At 44.5% G+C, this 17082-nt stretch carries 18 protein-coding genes; 9 read left to right on the forward strand and 9 right to left on the reverse strand.

All coding sequences use genetic code 11. The annotated features are described in order from the left end of the window. Nucleotides 1-47: 47 nt before the first annotated feature. From ACZ43I_RS05115 to ACZ43I_RS05125, 3 genes are read left to right on the forward strand one after another with little or no spacing between them, the layout of a single operon-like run. Nucleotides 48-800, forward strand: a complete 753-nt coding sequence (locus ACZ43I_RS05115; RefSeq protein ID WP_344700927.1) for a DeoR/GlpR family DNA-binding transcription regulator — start codon at nucleotides 48-50, stop codon at nucleotides 798-800. Continuing rightward, nucleotides 797-1711, forward strand: a complete 915-nt coding sequence (gene pfkB, locus ACZ43I_RS05120) for a 1-phosphofructokinase (RefSeq protein WP_344700926.1) — start codon at nucleotides 797-799, stop codon at nucleotides 1709-1711. The genes ACZ43I_RS05115 and pfkB overlap by 4 nt, the downstream gene beginning before the upstream one ends. Then, a complete protein-coding gene (locus ACZ43I_RS05125; RefSeq protein WP_344701052.1) occupies nucleotides 1711-3579 on the forward strand; it encodes a PTS fructose transporter subunit IIABC in 1869 nt (622 codons plus the stop codon). Before pfkB ends, ACZ43I_RS05125 begins: the two co-directional genes overlap by 1 nt. A gap of 112 nt (nucleotides 3580-3691) precedes the next feature. Here ACZ43I_RS05125 and ACZ43I_RS05130 read toward each other — a convergent pair whose 3' ends face one another. Continuing rightward, a complete protein-coding gene (locus tag ACZ43I_RS05130; RefSeq protein WP_344700925.1) occupies nucleotides 3692-4186 on the reverse strand; it encodes a GNAT family N-acetyltransferase in 495 nt (164 codons plus the stop codon). Between the two features lie 257 nt (nucleotides 4187-4443). On the opposite strand from ACZ43I_RS05130, the gene ACZ43I_RS05135 reads away from it, so the two are divergent. After that, entirely contained in the window at nucleotides 4444-5205 is a 762-nt protein-coding gene (locus ACZ43I_RS05135; RefSeq protein ID WP_344701050.1) for a glucose 1-dehydrogenase, read from the forward strand. A gap of 110 nt (nucleotides 5206-5315) precedes the next feature. Here the strand turns inward: ACZ43I_RS05135 and ACZ43I_RS05140 are convergent, their stop codons facing one another. Then, complete coding sequence (locus ACZ43I_RS05140) at nucleotides 5316-6986, reverse strand: alpha-keto acid decarboxylase family protein (RefSeq protein ID WP_344700924.1); 1671 nt, start codon at nucleotides 6984-6986, stop codon at nucleotides 5316-5318. A 238-nt stretch (nucleotides 6987-7224) separates the two neighbouring features. On the opposite strand from ACZ43I_RS05140, the gene ACZ43I_RS05145 reads away from it, so the two are divergent. Continuing rightward, nucleotides 7225-7686 carry a MarR family winged helix-turn-helix transcriptional regulator gene (locus tag ACZ43I_RS05145; RefSeq protein WP_344700923.1) on the forward strand — a complete coding sequence of 154 codons (462 nt, stop codon included), beginning with the start codon at nucleotides 7225-7227 and terminating at the stop codon, nucleotides 7684-7686. A gap of 69 nt (nucleotides 7687-7755) precedes the next feature. Here the strand turns inward: ACZ43I_RS05145 and ACZ43I_RS05150 are convergent, their stop codons facing one another. Continuing rightward, on the reverse strand, nucleotides 7756-9213 hold the full coding sequence (locus ACZ43I_RS05150; protein ID WP_344700922.1) for an aldehyde dehydrogenase family protein: 1458 nt from the start codon (nucleotides 9211-9213) through the stop codon (nucleotides 7756-7758). 247 nt (nucleotides 9214-9460) lie between these two features. On the opposite strand from ACZ43I_RS05150, the gene ACZ43I_RS05155 reads away from it, so the two are divergent. Beyond that, a complete protein-coding gene (locus ACZ43I_RS05155; protein WP_344700921.1) occupies nucleotides 9461-10195 on the forward strand; it encodes a glucose 1-dehydrogenase in 735 nt (244 codons plus the stop codon). A gap of 91 nt (nucleotides 10196-10286) precedes the next feature. On the opposite strand, the gene ACZ43I_RS05160 is transcribed toward ACZ43I_RS05155, so the two are convergent. Continuing rightward, the gene (locus ACZ43I_RS05160) at nucleotides 10287-10721 is read right to left on the reverse strand and encodes a hypothetical protein (protein ID WP_344700920.1); all 435 of its coding nucleotides are present in this window, start codon (nucleotides 10719-10721) and stop codon (nucleotides 10287-10289) included. A 189-nt stretch (nucleotides 10722-10910) separates the two neighbouring features. Between ACZ43I_RS05160 and ACZ43I_RS05165 the strand changes: the two genes are divergently transcribed. Then, a complete protein-coding gene (locus tag ACZ43I_RS05165; protein ID WP_344700919.1) occupies nucleotides 10911-11225 on the forward strand; it encodes a CHY zinc finger protein in 315 nt (104 codons plus the stop codon). Between the two features lie 8 nt (nucleotides 11226-11233). Here the strand turns inward: ACZ43I_RS05165 and ACZ43I_RS05170 are convergent, their stop codons facing one another. The 3 genes from ACZ43I_RS05170 to ACZ43I_RS05180 are packed head-to-tail and all read right to left on the reverse strand — an operon-like array spanning nucleotide 11234 to nucleotide 14110. Continuing rightward, a complete protein-coding gene (locus tag ACZ43I_RS05170; RefSeq protein WP_344700918.1) occupies nucleotides 11234-12424 on the reverse strand; it encodes a cation:proton antiporter in 1191 nt (396 codons plus the stop codon). A 36-nt stretch (nucleotides 12425-12460) separates the two neighbouring features. Next, the gene (locus tag ACZ43I_RS05175; protein ID WP_344700917.1) at nucleotides 12461-13726 is read right to left on the reverse strand and encodes a S41 family peptidase; all 1266 of its coding nucleotides are present in this window, start codon (nucleotides 13724-13726) and stop codon (nucleotides 12461-12463) included. 21 nt (nucleotides 13727-13747) lie between these two features. Continuing rightward, the gene (locus ACZ43I_RS05180; protein ID WP_344700916.1) at nucleotides 13748-14110 is read right to left on the reverse strand and encodes an ASCH domain-containing protein; all 363 of its coding nucleotides are present in this window, start codon (nucleotides 14108-14110) and stop codon (nucleotides 13748-13750) included. A 139-nt stretch (nucleotides 14111-14249) separates the two neighbouring features. Between ACZ43I_RS05180 and ACZ43I_RS05185 the strand changes: the two genes are divergently transcribed. After that, on the forward strand, nucleotides 14250-15134 hold the full coding sequence (locus ACZ43I_RS05185) for a DMT family transporter (protein ID WP_344700915.1): 885 nt from the start codon (nucleotides 14250-14252) through the stop codon (nucleotides 15132-15134). Here ACZ43I_RS05185 and ACZ43I_RS05190 read toward each other — a convergent pair. Further along, nucleotides 15131-15532: a hypothetical protein gene (locus ACZ43I_RS05190; RefSeq protein ID WP_344700914.1), complete on the reverse strand. Its 402-nt coding sequence runs from the start codon at nucleotides 15530-15532 to the stop codon at nucleotides 15131-15133. The two genes, ACZ43I_RS05185 and ACZ43I_RS05190, sit on opposite strands and share 4 nt — an antisense overlap. 195 nt (nucleotides 15533-15727) lie before the next feature. On the opposite strand from ACZ43I_RS05190, the gene ACZ43I_RS05195 reads away from it, so the two are divergent. Continuing rightward, the gene (locus ACZ43I_RS05195; protein WP_344700913.1) at nucleotides 15728-16525 is read left to right on the forward strand and encodes a YhfC family intramembrane metalloprotease; all 798 of its coding nucleotides are present in this window, start codon (nucleotides 15728-15730) and stop codon (nucleotides 16523-16525) included. A gap of 104 nt (nucleotides 16526-16629) precedes the next feature. Here ACZ43I_RS05195 and ACZ43I_RS05200 read toward each other — a convergent pair whose 3' ends face one another. Next, on the reverse strand, nucleotides 16630-17046 hold the full coding sequence (locus tag ACZ43I_RS05200; protein ID WP_344701048.1) for a GlcG/HbpS family heme-binding protein: 417 nt from the start codon (nucleotides 17044-17046) through the stop codon (nucleotides 16630-16632). Nucleotides 17047-17082 lie beyond the last annotated feature (36 nt).

Here is a 17082-nt window from a genome sequence, read left to right on the forward strand (position 1 = left end):
GATTTTGATCGAATTTTACTATACAATTCATTCAAGAGGGTGATTAAATGCTCACGTCAAAAAGATATGAAATCATAATGGACCACCTTGCCAAAAATGGAACTGCCTCCGTCAAAAAACTTGTCGAATTGACTAAAAGCAGTTCAGCTACTGTAAGAAGGGATCTATCATATCTAGAGGATGAAGGCGCCCTTCAACGGGTACATGGTGGGGCAACAAGCAGAAAAAACGAGAGAGAAGAAGATTATGGGGAAAAATCCGTAAAAAACCTCTCGAAAAAAATCAAAATCGCTCAAACGGCTGCTTCATTGATTGAAAATGGAGATGTCATTTTTATCGATGCAGGAACCACGACCTACGAAATGGTACACTTCATCAATCAAGAGGACATCACGATTGTGACGAATGGCATCACCCTGATAGAACCGTTGGTCAGAAACGGGCATGAAACACATGTTTTATCTGGCAGAGTGAAACCAGCGACCAAAGCAGTCGTGGGGCCTGAAGTCATAGAGAAGATCAATCATCTCAGTTTCGATAAGTGCTTCGTAGGGGCAAATGCCATTTCGGCTGAACATGGTTTATCGACACCCAAAGAAGCAGAAGCGTTCATAAAGAAGAGTGCCATCCGTCAGTCCAACGTGGCATATGCACTGGTCGACAGTTCGAAATACAACCGTAATGCATTCGTCCATTTTGCCGATATAGAAGAGACGGCGATAATTACCGACGATGCCTCCCACGGTTTCCTTAAAGCAATTCAATCAAGGACAAATATAATAGGGGGTGCCAGCCAATGATCTATACAGTAACGTTCAATCCATCCGTGGATTATGTAGTAAGGTTGAAGGAATTTGAAATGGGTGCACTCAACAGAAGTTCTGATACTGCCAAATACGCAGGCGGTAAAGGCATCAATGTATCCCGCATTTTGAATGAACTCGGTGTTGAAACGACCGCACTTGGATTCGTAGGTGGATTCACCGGAGATTTCATTGAATCCACATTGTCAAAAAGCGGCATTAAAAATGATTTTTTAAGGGTGGAAGGAGATACCCGCATCAACGTCAAATTAAAGACGGATGAGGAAACTGAAATAAATGGAGCAGGACCTATCATCACAGATGATGATCTCGCCAAGCTCGAAGATCAACTCACATCCTTGAATGAGAGTGACCATGTCGTGTTTGCCGGCAGTGTCCCCTCGAACCATAAGGATGTGTATGAATTTTTGAGCAGTCTGCTCCATGAGCATAATATCGGCTTCAGCATCGACACTGAAGGGCAAAAGCTAGTATCAACGTTGAAGTATCACCCTTATCTCATTAAACCCAACGACGTCGAATTGGAAGAGATAGTGGGCCATAAACTCAGTACGCAGGTAGAGAGGATCAGTGCCTGTCGTGAGCTTCTGTCGCAGGGGGCTTCAAATGTATTGCTGACACTCGGCAGTGAAGGGGCGCTATTTGTCAACGCCGAGGCTATTTATCGCATGCCACCTCCACCGGGAACGCTAAAAAACTCTGTAGGTGCAGGCGACTCTACAGTCGCAGGTTTCATTGGTAAAAAGGGAAGGGGACTTGAAGCACAGCTTAAATATGCAGTGGCTTCAGGAAGTGCCACAGCTTTCAATGACGATCTTGCCAAAAGATCGGATATTGAGCATTTAGTGGATATGATAGAACTCCAATCGATAGAAGAGGTGAAATGATGAGAATAACAGAGCTGCTGACAAAAGATACAATTAATATGTCTGTCCGTGCCCAGGACAAGGGTGCGGTCATAAAAGAACTCGCTGAAGGTTTGGAACAGACAGACAAAGTGACGGACTCAACGCGTTTCATTGAAGCAATCCAAAGACGGGAAAATCAAAGTACGACAGGTGTCGGTGACGGCATAGCAATTCCGCACGCCCAGACGTCCGAGGTGAAGACACCAGCAATCATGTTTGGACGCAGTACTGATGGGATAGATTATGATTCGATGGATGGACAACCAGCTTATCTGTTCTTTATGATCGCTGCACCGGAAGGTCAAGCGACGACCCATCTCGATGCACTAGCGAAGCTCTCTACGATATTGATGAATGATGAAGCGCGCAAACAGTTGATGGCGGCATCGACCAAAGACGAGATATTGGATACCATCGATCATTTCGACGACAGTTCACCTGCAGAAGAAATAACCGATGAATCTTCTGACAAACCTTATGTGGTCGGCGTCACAGCGTGTCCAACGGGTATTGCGCATACGTATATGGCAGCCGATGCCTTGAAGAAAAAAGCAGGCGAGCTGGGCTATGATATCAAAGTGGAGACAAACGGCTCAGCCGGTGTCAAAAACGAACTGACTGAAGCGGATATAGAGAAAGCGGCAGGCGTCATCGTCGCTGCTGATACGAATGTCAACATGTCACGCTTTGACGGCAAAAACGTTGTCGAAGTTCCGGTGGCAGACGGCATCAAGCGCCCCGGTGAACTGCTCAATCAGGCACTTGATTCTTCGAGATCGCCATATGCAGCTGCACAATCGGGCAAACAGCTTGAAGATAGCCAGACCTCCAAAGGAAAATCTTCGATTTATAAACATTTGATGAACGGCGTCTCCAATATGCTGCCATTTGTTGTTGCTGGCGGGATATTGATAGCGGTCAGTTTCATGTTCGGCATCCATTCAGCAGACCCGGATCACGAACAATACAGTCCTTTTGCAGAGATGATCAATTTCGTCGGTGGAAATGCCTTCCAACTGATGATCCCGATCCTTGCCGGTTTCATCGCCATGAGTATCGCTGATAGGCCGGGTCTTGCTCCAGGTATGATCGGCGGCCTTATGGCGTCTACTATGGGGTCAGGTTTCCTCGGTGGTCTGATCGCCGGTTTCCTGGCCGGTTATCTGATGGTCGGCATCAAAAAATTGCTTGAGGGCTTGCCGCAGACGTTGGATGGTTTGAAGCCAGTACTGCTCTATCCGCTGATCGGTGTGTTTTTGACAGGACTGATCATGTATTATATCGTCGATCCCCCGGCGAGTGCATTGAATGAATGGATGAATACATCTCTCAGCAGCATGAGTGGCGGAAACATCATCCTGCTTGGGGCCATTGTGGGTGGCATGATGGCGATCGATATGGGTGGCCCTATAAACAAAGCCGCTTATGCATTCGGCATTGCAGCACTTTCAGCAGGCAACGCAGAACCGATTACTGCAGCAATGATAGGTGGGATGGTACCGCCTCTAGCAATTGCATTCGCGACCATGATGTTCAGAAATAAATTTACAGAGGTTGAAAGATCATCCGGCCCGACGAACCTGATTATGGGTGCTTCGTTCATAACGGAAGGTGCGATACCTTTCGCTGCAGCTGATCCGCTCCGCGTCATCCCGACGATGGTCATCGGTTCCGCTACAGCAGGCGCGCTTGCGATGGCTTTCGCAACAACGGTGAATGCACCCCACGGCGGACTGTTCGTTGCACTGACGATTGGTGAGGGGAGACTAATGTTCCTCGTATCACTGTTGATAGGCACGATAGTTTCAGCATTATTGCTCGGATTGTTCAAAAAAAGAGTGGCCTAACTCTTCAAAGTTCTATATAAAGAATAATACCGGCCGCATCCATCAACCTGGATGCGGCCGGTATTATTTCTCTGGAGGATTGAATCCATGTCAGAAATATATAGCCTGCATATCATAATAGCTTATACATATATAGTTCATTGACCATTTTGCCGTTAATTTTCAAAGACTGTACTTTCTCACCTTCCGTTTTAAACCCCATTTTCCGATAAAGTTTCAAGGCAGGCACATTGTTCTCGATGACCGTCAGTTCCAGTCTTAAAAGGTTATTATCCCCTGCCCAGCCGAATATCTTCTGAAAAAGGCGGGTCGCGATTCCTTTGCCACGGTACGCTTTATCTACACCCACCACGAGGGAGGCACGATGTCTGTTCCTATTGAGTTTTCCCCGAAAGGCTGCTATAAAGCCGATAAGTTGGCCTGACTCCTCTGCAACATAAAAGATGGTTGAAGCATCATCATTCAGTTTCACGAGTGCGCGGCGTTGTTCTGCTGTTTTCATCTTTCTTTCTCCCGGGTCATGGAGCATGAATCCGGAGTCGTCCAATTTTTTATTCAAGGCGAGGAAATTTTCAGCATCGCTAATGGTCAGGCGTCTTATATGCATCGAGTCACTCCCTGTTTAGTTCTTATGGTATGCATAAATATCTATATGAGTTGGTTTGATGATATGATACCAGAAAATCAAAAGCTTTTCAGTAATCAGATGAATCGAATCTTTAAGCCATTATATTCAAAGGCTTAGAGCACAAGTGATATTATAGAGAAGTAAAGGATTTAATCATTCACTTGGTTTATTCAACGGTTACAAATGTATTAGACAGAAACCAGGTGGATTTATACTACATGAAAAGGATGATCAAGATGGGTAAATTGGATGAAAAAGTTGCAGTCATTACAGGAAGTGCGTCGGGAATCGGTAAAGAAATCGCCAAAACTTACGCCGAAGCGGGTGCTAAAGTCGTCATAGCAGACTTCAATGAAGAGGCGATGAATGATACGGTCGATGAATTCAAATCTCAAGGCTTTGCTGTGCATGGCGTTAAAGTGAATGTCGCTTCCAATGAAGAAGTAGAAAATATGATTGATGTCGCCATAGAGGCATTCGGCAGGGTAGATATCCTGGTCAATAATGCAGGCGTGAGTGACAACATGCAGGCAGCCGAAAATGTTACAGATGATGTATGGAACCGGGTGATGTCGATCAATGTCGATGGCGTCATGTATGCAATGCGTAAAGTCATTCCACACTTCAAAGAGAACGGCGGGGGCACAATTGTAAATATGGCTTCAATCACCGGACTGACGGGTGGTCGTGGAGGATTGACCTACACTGCTGCCAAACACGCAATCGTCGGCATGACGAAAAATGTTGCGTCCCACTACGGGCCTGAGAATATCCGGTGCAATGCATTGGCGCCAGCGGCTGTCCAATCAGGGTTCTCAGCTGGCATGAAAGATGTAGACGAATTTGGCATGGAAGCATCAACGAGGGGTGTCAACCTCATGCCGCGGGCTGGCACAGTGGAAGAGATTGCGAATATTGCCTTGTTCCTTGCCTCTGACGATTCAAGTTACATCAACGGTGTAGCACTTGCGGCAGATGCAGGATGGAGCGCATATTAGTAGCAAAAATCTAAATACCATCAAATATGGCTTGCAAAATCCATTTCAATAGAAAGAAGCCCTTTAAAAACTAAAGGGCTTCTTTTCCATATATAATCGATCGGACAAAATCAGGCATTCTGATTTGCAAAGCGTTTCGACAGTTGTTCCAACAGGTCAGGCTTATCGTCACGGTGCATGATGACTTCAATGAAGGTCATCGATTCTGAATTATCTTCTGCAGTCTTCAAGGCTTCTTCAAGCTCAGTCTCAGTTTTGACTTTAAGTGTCAAAGTTTTACCTTCAGGATCGAATACTTCAGGAAGTTTCATGTAGTCCCACATCGGTATGTCGTTATAGGGCTGGTTTTCACCATGGATGGCACGTTCAACAGTATAACCATCATTATTGATCAGGAAGATGATCGGTTTGATCTGTTGTGCGAGCATTGTCGACAGTTCCTGCGCGGTCAGTTGGAATGAGCCATCCCCGATAAGGAGAATGTTCCGACGGCGCATATCTGCAAGTTGAGATCCTAGTAGGGCAGGCAGTGTAAAACCAATTGAACCCCAGAGCGGTTGTCCGATGACCATCGTATCTTTCGGTATCGGCATCGTTGCTGCGCCATAGTAGGCAGTGCCTTGTTCCGCAAGTAGGATATCCTTTTCTTTCATGAAAGAAGATAGGCGTTCAAAGAAGCGGTTTTGTTGAAGATTCTCTTCTTTAGCTTCATATGTGCCAGATTTAAGCTGCTCGTGCAGGGACTTAATGTCCATCGATTCAGGGTCTTTTTTGCTGACTTTCCCACTCAGTGCAGACAATGCGTCGTGCATTGTGATAGGCGCGTGTTTCTTTTCTGTCGCTTTTACGGAGAAAGGTGAAATCTGAATGACGTTCTTTTCTGAGAAGTTGTAGGAGAAGCCGCCTGTCGTCGAGTCGGTCGGTTTGGCTCCGATCTGTATTATGCAGTCGGCTTCGTCCACGCGTTGCTGCAGGTAGGGCGCACTCAGTTCACCATTATAGACGCCGATGAACTGCGGATGTTCTTCATTGAATACCCCTTTGCCGCCACTCAAAATCGTAACCGGGATGCCTGTTTTATCAGCGAACTGAAGCAGTTCTTCCCGATTTTCATAGCGGTTCACTTCATATCCCGCCAATATGACAGGCCGATTTGCTTCATTGATCATGGGTGTAATTTCAGCAAGCATCTGCTCTAATGCCTCCTGGTTGCTGTCGGCCACTTCTTCATGAAGTGGCGATGTTGGCTTACTTGCCGGCTTATTATATACATCAATCGGCAACGTAATATGGACAGGGCGCTTTTCAGTCAAACAGGCAAGCAATACCCTGTCAATTTCATGAGCAGCATTCTCCTGCGTCAAGAAAGTCTGGGCCGCAGTCACTTCCTGAAACATTCTGGAAAAGTGATCAAATTTGCCGTCGCCTAATGTATGATGGACATAAAGTCCGTTATCCATCACTTTTGTCGTCGGCGCACCTGAAATTTTAACTACAGGAACATGCTCGGCATAGGAACCAGCAATTCCATTGATGGCACTTAATTCACCGACACCGAACGTTGTACTCAAAGCAGCAATGCCATTGATGCGAGCATAACCGTCGGCAGCATAAGCGGCATTCAACTCATTGCGGTTACCCACCCATTCCATGCCTTCATGGTCGATGACATCATCCAGGAAAGCCAAGTTGTAATCACCTGGTACGCCAAACATATGGCGGATGCCAAGCTCTGATAACCGATCTAATAGATAGTCTGAAACAGTATACTCATATTTCACTCTTAACACCTCAAATTAGTATTTTGTTGTGCATTTTTAATAGAACCATAGTCTGATGGCTGGGTCTTCGCTTCATAACGCACTAGATTCCAACCAACTTATGTCTGATTAAAGAGTAACATCAGCATCATTATAGGTCAATGTTATTGACCTATAAAAGATTAGTGCATTTAAAGGCTCCCGACTCAGCATAAAGACACTATATTCTGATATTCTTTTACAAGGAGGTAATTGCACTATGGATAAAAATCGTGAAGACCAGTTAAATGAGACACTTATGCTTTTTTATTTTGCATATCGGACATTTATAAAAGAACCTGACCGCATCCTCTCGCAGCACGGCATCCATCGTCTTCATCATCGAATTCTATTTTTTGTCGCCAGACAACCGAAGATCAGTGTCCATGAACTTTTGGATACATTAGAAGTGACTAAACAGGCGCTGCATGCCCCGACACGTCAACTGGTTGAGATGGGTTATATGACGAGTGAACCTGCATCATACGATCGTCGTGTTCGTGAATTGAAACTGACAGAAAAAGGGGAAGCGCTTGAAAGACAATTGAGCGATGTTCAAAGAGGTAAAATGAATGAAATCTTTGAGTTGATGGGATCAGACAGCGAGGAAATCTGGAAAGAAGTGATGAAAAACATCATTGCGGTTGATGAGCCAAAAACCGAAGATGGAAGTACCACTTGAAGTGGACACATTAAAACATCCCCCGGAGAAATCATATGCTGATTCCCCGGGGGATGCTCATTTTAATTATTAAAATGGAAACTCCCTTGTTTTCTTCTGGACTGAAATCCATTTTTTCTCTGTAAACTCATCGACGATATATGGACTTCCGAATCGGCCGATACCGCTCTGGCGCATACCGCCGAACATAGCAGTCGGTTCATCCTGGACCGGCTGGTCATTGATATGGGTCATGCCGAATTTGAGCTCAAGCGCATATTGGCGTGCTTTTTCTTCATCTTGTGAGAATATGGCAGAGCTGAGCCCATATTGGGTATCGTTTGATTTTTTGATGATATCATCATCGGATGATCCCTTGATTATTATAGCAATAGGAGAGAACATTTCAGTCTGTGCCAGTTCGCTGTCATTCTCTACATTACCGATTACAGTAGGGGTCAATACATTACCTTGTTGTTCGCCTTCAAGCAATATATCAAAACCGGAATCTTTAGCAGTCTGGATATTATCGAGAGACTTCTCCATCTGCTTGCTGTTGATCAGTGGACCAACGACCACTTCTGGATCTTTAGGGTCTCCGTATTTTATATTTTTGGAGCGCTCTACGAATTTTTCTGTGAATTCATCATATAGATCTTCGTGCACGATGATGCGGTTGATTGCCATACATATCTGTCCTTGGTGCAGATACTTACCGTAGATCGCTGCATCCACCGCCTTATCGACATCCGCATCGCTCATGACTGCCATCGGACCATTGCCGCCAAGTTCCAGGGAGACTTCTTTCAGCAACTCACCGGCAACTTCACCGATGTGGCGTCCGACAGGTGTAGAACCGGTAAAGCTTACATGGCCGACGACGTCGTGATTGAACATGATATCGCCAATGACGCTGGAACGTGAGAGGATGGAATGGAAGATGCCAGCAGGCAAGCCCGCTTCCTCAAATGCCTTGGCGATGACTGAACCGGATACCAGTCCACATTGTATATCAGCTTTATGCACGACAGCATTGCCGAGTGCAAGGGCAGGGGCAATCGTCCTCATGGATAGATATAATGGAAAGTTGAATGGTGCAATCGAGGATATGACACCCTGCGGCAAGCGATAGTTCTCATTGACCTTATCAGGGATGATCGATTCCTTTTCTTCAAACTTGCCGATTTTATCGACCATCGTCAGCGATTCCTCCATGACGCCTACAGTCAAGTTGAATTCAAGTCCTGCTTTAACTGAAGTACTGCCGGACTCTAGCGTAAGCATTTCCACGATATCCTTTTCATTATCCTTGAAATATTGGATGGCCTTCTCCATCACTTCTTTTCTTTTGGCGGGATTTTTACCCCATGCATCTTGTGCGTTGGCTGCACCTGTGAACGCTTCTTCGACTTGATCGACAGAAGCCATGGTGGCTTCGGCCAATGTTTCACCATTATATGGATTCGTCATTTCAGTCTTCTTCTCATCAGCACCATCAACCCATTCGCCGTTAATGAAACTTTTGTTGAGTTTTTGATATTGATTCATGATTTTCCTCCTATATTTACAGCACTGCAATAATTTAATGCAGGCTACTGATTAATCACGTAGTATTGCAACCGGATAAACATCGGTTGACTCTAAAATCATATTCCCTTACTTTACACAACTAAACTCAGTTCATCGTATTGTAACAAATCTTTGAATTTTACTTATTCCATGAGTATATCGTTTCACAAACATAGTGAAATCTGGAATAATAAAGATAATCCCAACAACAAGGAGCATCATATTAATGAAACGATTAGAAGACAAAGTACTTATCATTACCGGAGCGGCACAAGGCATGGGCAAACTGCATGCTGAAAAAGCAGTCGCACAAGGCGCAAAAGTTGCAATTACAGACATCAATGAAGAAAAAGGGCAAGCTGCTGCGAAAGAGCTTGGCGAAAACGCTCTATTCATCAAGCATGATGTGTCTAATGAAGAAGACTGGAAAAATGTAGTTAATCAAGTCGTAGAGAAGTTCGGGCATGTAGATGTACTCGTGAACAATGCCGGTATCACTTACAATAAAGGACTTGAAGATACTTCACTTGATGATTATATGAAAATTGTAAACATCAACCAAGTTTCCGTCTTCCTCGGAACTAAAACGGTAGCACCTCTCATGAAAGAACAGAAAAATGGTTCCATCATTAACATCTCTTCAATGAATGGATTGGTAGGGGGCGCTCCAGCATACACTGATACGAAGTTCGCTATACGCGGACTTACGAAAGCAAGTGCACGTGAATTGTCTCCATTCAACATCAGAGTAAACTCTGTTCACCCAGGTGTAATCCAGACACCGATGCTTGAGCAAGAAGGTGTAAAAGAAGCGGTTGAAGAATTTAAGAAGACAATCCCTATGCGCCGTGTTGCACAACCTGAAGAAGTTTCCGATATGGTGGTATTCTTAGCTTCAGATGAAGCAAGATACTCTACTGGTTCAGAATTTGTCATAGACGGCGGTATTACAGCTCTGTAATGACAGATGAAAAAAGGATGTTCACAATGAGCATCCTTTTTATTATGGGGTATTCTGTATTGAAGGGCCTATAAAATAAAGATCGGACCTTCTACCTCTCCAGGAATTCCACCGGAAAATCCACTTTGAATATCTGTTTCAATTTGGATAAGCCCCGCGCTTTCTGATCACTTGATGTTTTGAGCTCTGCTTGTTCTATGATGGCAGAGTATGTGCTGTAGTTTTTAGTGCTGGCGTCGAAATCTTCAAAAATGATGTTCAATTTTTGCGAATCCTCTTGGAAGACCACCTTGAGTTCGTCTTCTTCCAAGGCATACTTTCCTTCGGCATCCTTCATGTACGGTGTTTCAACCGTTCCTTCCTTGAAAGTAAGGACGGTCAACCCTTGGTGATTACTTTGACCGCTAGGAAGAGTGGTTGGATAGATAAGATTGAATGATCTGCCTGAAAGTTCATCTGCTTCATTGCCGCATCCCGTAAGAAGGCATGAAGCTAGAAGTGTGAGAATAATGGCTAGGTTTTTCATACGCATGCACTCCATTGAATAGTGAATTGCTCAGGTTAAAATAATCCTCTTATAAGCAGAAACTTTAGCGCGAAATGCGGGGCCTCAACTTATTGAATAGTCAGATCATTTACTTTATGGTATGTTCAATGATAACGGTTTTACTATTATATTCCAACCCTAGAAGGGAATAAGGAGAGGTGCTGTTCAATGAATGGAATCCATGGTTCACCGATTGATGAACAGACGAGATGCATCCATTACCATTCCGAGAATGACATCGTAGCAATCAAGTTCAAATGCTGTAATACATATTATCCATGCTACAAGTGCCACCAGGAAGAAGCGGATCACGATAGGGAAGTATGGCAGAAAGAAGAATTTCATACATCTGCCATACTGTGCGGATTGTGTGGACATATCCACACAATCCGTGATTACTTATCACGATCCAGTTGTGCAAATTGTCATACTGCCTTCAATGAAGGATGCGCGCTTCATCATCATATATATTTCGATGTCTAGATGATTGTCTATTTGAGTAGCTTCTTAGATAGGGGCGAGACGCCGAGGCTTTGTATCACCAGCGAAGCGAGGGTCGCTGCAAATGCCAGTGAGATGATCATTGCAGAGTCTGAGGAGTCCGTTTGGGAATACAGACTCAGTATCAGATAGACCGACATCGAGCCCTTCAGTCCTGCCCATGAAATCAGGGTGGACTCGCGCCAACTTATATGATGGCGCCATTTTGGGAATATCTGCGTAGTCGACATGATGATGATGAAGCGGGTCACGAGTGCCAGAATAAAGATGATGATGGCAAAAACCCATGCGTCGAAGATGAGGAATTTAGCCGCTTCTATACCGATCAGTAAGAAAAGAAGGGACAACACAGATAGTTCAACGACTCCCCAAAACCCATCAAGCGCCTCCCTGAAATGATCTTCTTTGCTTGCACGGCTGTACTCGAACGACAGCATGATACCGGCAAAAATTGTTGCGAGGACACCAGATACGCCAACGGCTTCAGCAAGGTTGAATAAGCCATAGGCCAAGATGATGCTAAGCATGACTTGATACTGCCTGTTATGGATGAAGTGTACTGCCTTACTCATCAGCCAGCCAAATGCAACGCCGAGTAGCGTACCACCTAGGGAGACGAAGAGGAATTCCCCGAGGAAAGTGAATACCCCGAATGTCTGGCTCCCGGTATACATGCCGGCAAGCGTACTGAAGATGACGATGCTTGTGCCGTCATTGATCATGGATTCGCCCTCAACGACATCCGCCACTTTCTCATCGTCTGAGGCGCTCTGTATGATCGATACAACAGAGACAGGGTCGGTCGGAGTGAGAATTGAAGCAATGACCAGTGCACCAAGAAGGGATATGGAGACGAACGGACCGCTTAAAACGTAGATAGCGGCGCCGAGTATCGCCACCGTCAACATGATTCCGATAGTGGCAAGGAATGCGATGATGCCGACATTCTTCCGGAACTTATCAGCTGGAAACTGATAGGCAGATGTAAATAAAAGGGCAGGCAGGAAAATATGATAGATAGTGTTTTCAGTCAAGTTGATGGATGAAAAGTAGGGGATGAAATATAAGCCGATGCCGATCAGCACAAGGACTACCGGCACAGGAAAACTATTCTTCTTTTTGTCTATTGTAAAGATCATATAGCCAATCAACAGCAATATGATCAATTGTGAAGCAGTCATGGTGCCACCTCCTGGAGAATTTAAATTAAGATACTTTTAATGACTTCTGTCAATAAAAACCATTGCTGCTTCTAAGTCTGGATCTTCAGTGATATGACGGGGGTTCCATGGGATATTAATATCCGGCTTAACAGCAGCATCCCACTCGGATATAGCGTTCCCGTCAGGTCTTTCCGGCATTTTTGAAGTAGGATAATACAACTCAAATAGACCGGCCCATTCTTCTATGACAAGGTTGGAGTAGACATTGACGCCTGCGGTAGCCCTTCCCACAACTGTGGCTTTTGGAGAATCTTTGCAAAGTTCCAAGAAACCTTCTGTAGCACTGCCTGAAGTTACATCCGACAAAGCCACTACTTTTTTTGGATATCTGGTGCCGCTGATTGATATCACTTCATCTTCTTCATCTAAAAATCTAAAGCCTTCACCTACATTGTCATACATATTTGTGATGTAATCGCTCAGATCCTTTTCAGCTTCCTTGTCATCCAAAGTTTTAATGAATCGTGATACCAGTCTCTTTGTCAATTCAGCATTGCGTTTTGTACAATTGAACAATTGCCGGGACTGCTCGAGTTTGACGGTGTTGTCACCTTCAGGGTACAGGTAGGGTAGCAAGCCTTTGAATGATTGAGCATTGCCCCCTGCATTCTGTCTGACATCGACAATCATATTACAGGCACGTGAAATTTCCTCTTCATGCCTTCTTATGAATGAGTTTGCTTTTTCAGTATCCGAAAAAGAGGGGAGCCTCAGAAGAAGGGTGGCATCATCCAGCCATGTCCGTCGGAATGGTATCGGGTTGAATCGAGATTGATGCGCCGTCAAATCAAATGTATGAATGCTGCCATCTTTCTTCTCGGTAGTGCATGTGGAATATTTGGAGATGATTGGAGTCCAATTCTCTCTCTCATGGATGCTATCTAACAATTCCCTTGAGTGTCTGACTGCTAAATCTCCAATCGGTTCATAATCTAAAGCCAGAATCGCATCACCTGTTTCAAGGTCTGTGTTGTCATCTGATTTTGTAACATATAAGCGGTTTTTAAATCGTCTTGTTCTGAACCCGATGTCACGTATCTCATTATTTTTTATCGTGAAGTAGACATGCTTATCCTTAAAATCTACTAGATAATCATTCACGATCTCTACAAACTTATCTTGTGTCAGTGAGCCATCTGCTGTCATATTGAGAATTTTTGACTTGAATTTTTCCGGATTGTCCCATCCTTTTTTGTCCAGATGCCCCGAGTAGTCGTTATGCATGATTGATATAATTTCATCAAAGACTTCACAATACATATTGCCCCTCCTGTCTATATTTTAATCGTCTGGAGAATCGGCGGCCAATCTGATGTAGATGGCAACCGCACCCCATTTCTCTTCTTGTTCGCTACTGTATATGTCATAAGTGTTCCGGATCATTTCTGCGATTGTTTCACCGCGGTCATTACCAAGCTCTTTGCCACTTATACTGGTGTACATATCCTTAAAAGTAGGGTAAGTCTCCAACTTTTCCACAGTCACTGTTACAGATTGATCCTCTTCAGGCAGTACAGTGAAGTGTATCGTATCATTAGGTTTTAATTTGCGTCTCTTATCATCATTCAATCTTACTTCCACAGTTTTATATCCTGACTGGATCATGTTGAAGGGGGTTTTGAATAGGTGCATATGGTGTTCCATCGGTTCCACTCCAGATTCTATAGATAGTTAATTCTTCAATAACTAAGAAGCCACAACCGTTGAATCAAAAATATGATACTCTTTAATCGATCGAATAATCAGTCTATTAAGTCTTAAAATATGCTTCAGAAAGAGTGTAATGATGAAAAAATCTGTAGTGGCATTACTGGCCCTCTCTGTCGTGTGCATTGCATTTGCTGCAATCTTTGTGAAATTATCAGCAGCCCCTGCGAGCATCATCAGCATGTACCGAATGCTGTTTGCTGGCATTTTGCTGTCGCCGATTGTCTTCGAGTACAGGCGAGAATTATCGAGGCCCAGCATAAAAGAGTGGTGGGCGTTGATGGCGGCGGGGCTCTTCTTGGCCATGCATTTTGGATTCTGGTTTGCTTCGCTTCAGTTGACATCCGTTGCAAGCTCAACTGTCATCCTTGCCTTGCAGCCGCTTGTCGCAATGGTTGCCGCCTACCTTTTATACAAAGAGAAAGTCTCGGCAAGGATGCTAACAGCCGTCTTCACCTCATTCTTTGGTGTTGTTCTCATCAGCTGGGGTGATTTCAGCTTCACGGACTTGAGTGCCATTTTTGGGAACATGCTTTCTTTTCTCGGCGTCATGGCTGTTGTGGCGTATTTTTTGATAGGCCAGAATACAGTCCGGAATCTTACGCACTGGGTCTACAGTTTCCTTGTATTCAGTATTGCCGGCATATTTTTGTTGATCTACAATATTGTGACTGGTACTGAACTAATCAGATATGAATCCCGGGAATGGGGCTTGTTTCTTCTGCTCGCACTCCTTCCGACAATTGCCCATGTGATATTCAATTATCTGCTTAACGAGTTGAGTCCTGCGACTGTTTCCATGGCTATGCTTCTGGAACCTGTGGGGGCATCATTTCTTGCCTATTTCATACTCTCCGAAAGTTTGACGCTGCTTCAAGTGGTAGGTGGCTTAATTGTATTGACCGGTGTTTACTTCTTTCTATTCAGTCAGCATCGTGAAAGGCATGCAAGAACTCTTTAAAATTCAGTGTGCGCTTCAAATTCTGCCTTTTCCAATCTGAACTGTTCAAAACTATATTCAGCAACTAGAGCATAAAGCAGCAGTCCCAAAAAGGCGATGGCCTGATGGAAAAAGGTATCGACAAGAAGCATTATGACGGCTAATAGGACGATTAATATGACTAAGGACAGTGTGCGCCATAGGGTAGAGCGTATGATGATATACTCTTCATCGGCCACCTTGAGCGTATTGCTTCGGGACAATCCGCGGGAAACGCTCAGTTCTGCAACAGGGCGCTCTAGTTCAATTTCCTTTTCTTCTTCATGGTAGATTCTATCGATTTTTTTGTCGTCAGCCTTGATGTTCAAACCTGTACCCATTCCGATTGAATTGGTACTTCTTTTAACCGTGATCGTCATTATGATTACGCTCCGTTTCTATATATGGGCCTTTCATGTCGAGTATATCAAATAAATATTATAAAGGCCGCCATCTGCAGATGAATAGAAAAGAAAAATAGCATGCTGCTGTAAAGAAGGATAATCATTGGTGGTTGGTCAGCATTCCATTTCCTGTATGCTATTGTTATCATTAAGTAAAAAGAGGGGGACTTTATGGTTGCTACTACACAAATTATTTTTATGGTAATGGCAGGCTTAGCTTCGGTTCTGCTACCGTTTGTCTTCATCCTTATATTAAGGCGCAGATTCAAGATCCGCTGGATCCCTATATTGATCGGTGCGGCGATCTTCATCTTATTCGCTATGGTGCTTGAGCAGATCAGTCATTTTCTGGTGCTTAAGCCCGCAATGGATGGCACGATTTCGCTGCTTGAAGAATCGCCTTGGCTCTATGTGCTGTACGGTGTACTGGCTGCGGGGATATTTGAGGAGACCGGGCGTCTTACAGCTTTTCTGATGATGAAGCGCAAATACAAAAGAATGGATTCGGCAGTATCCTACGGCATCGGCCATGGCGGCATTGAAGCCATCATTGTTTTAGGACTCGGCATGCTGAATTCAGTCGTCTTCAGCATTATGATCAACAATGGCAGCAGTGCGGTCGATAACCTGCCGCCAGCCCTCATCGAATCGATTGCAGGCACATCATCCTTCACCTATATACTTTCGATTGTGGAACGAATCTTTGCGATCACTGTGCATATCGGCCTGTCCATCATTGTATTCACATCTGTGATGAAGAAAGGGAAATGGTGGCTGTTCCCGGCAGCAATCGTGCTGCATGCATTGACGAATGTGACAGCGGCCATGATGCAGGCTGGTCTTTTGGAGAATATGTGGCTCATGTATGCCGGGTTGATGATAATGACCGTGATCATCGGGTGGATAGCATATAAACTAGTGGTACAGGACGGTAGATTGGATTCAAATCAGCATGACGCATCATTCTAAAACTTATGTAAAAAGGCCACATTTATTGAAGGGAGACAGTAAAATATCGAGGTCGGTGATAGGGTCCCCGGCCTCGATACAATGTTTTTCAGAGGATCATGGAATTACAGATCCATTTTTTCGAAGGCATCTACACCAGCTCTGGATACTTTAGTATCATTTTCGACACTGCTGCCGCTTACGCCCACGGCACCGATGACCTTGCCATCTTTTTCAAGAGGGAAGCCGCCCCCGAATACTACAATCTTGCCCTGGTTGGTGGTGTTCAGACCATAGAGTTCGGCATTCGGGACCGTTGCCTCTGCGAGATTCGAAGTCGGCATCTTCAACGCTACAGAAGTCCAGGCTTTGTTCTGCGCGATATCAATACTTGCGAGCCAGGCATCATCCATGCGATGTGTCGCAATCAGATTACCTCCCTCATCCAAAACAGATATCACCATGTTAACTCCGATATCTTCTGCCTGCTTCTCAGCCGCTGCAATAATCTCTTTTGCGACTTGAAGATTTACCTTGCCCATTAAAACATCCCCTTTATCAATTTTGATGATGCGTTG

It is taken from the genome of Salinicoccus jeotgali, from assembly GCF_055379195.1.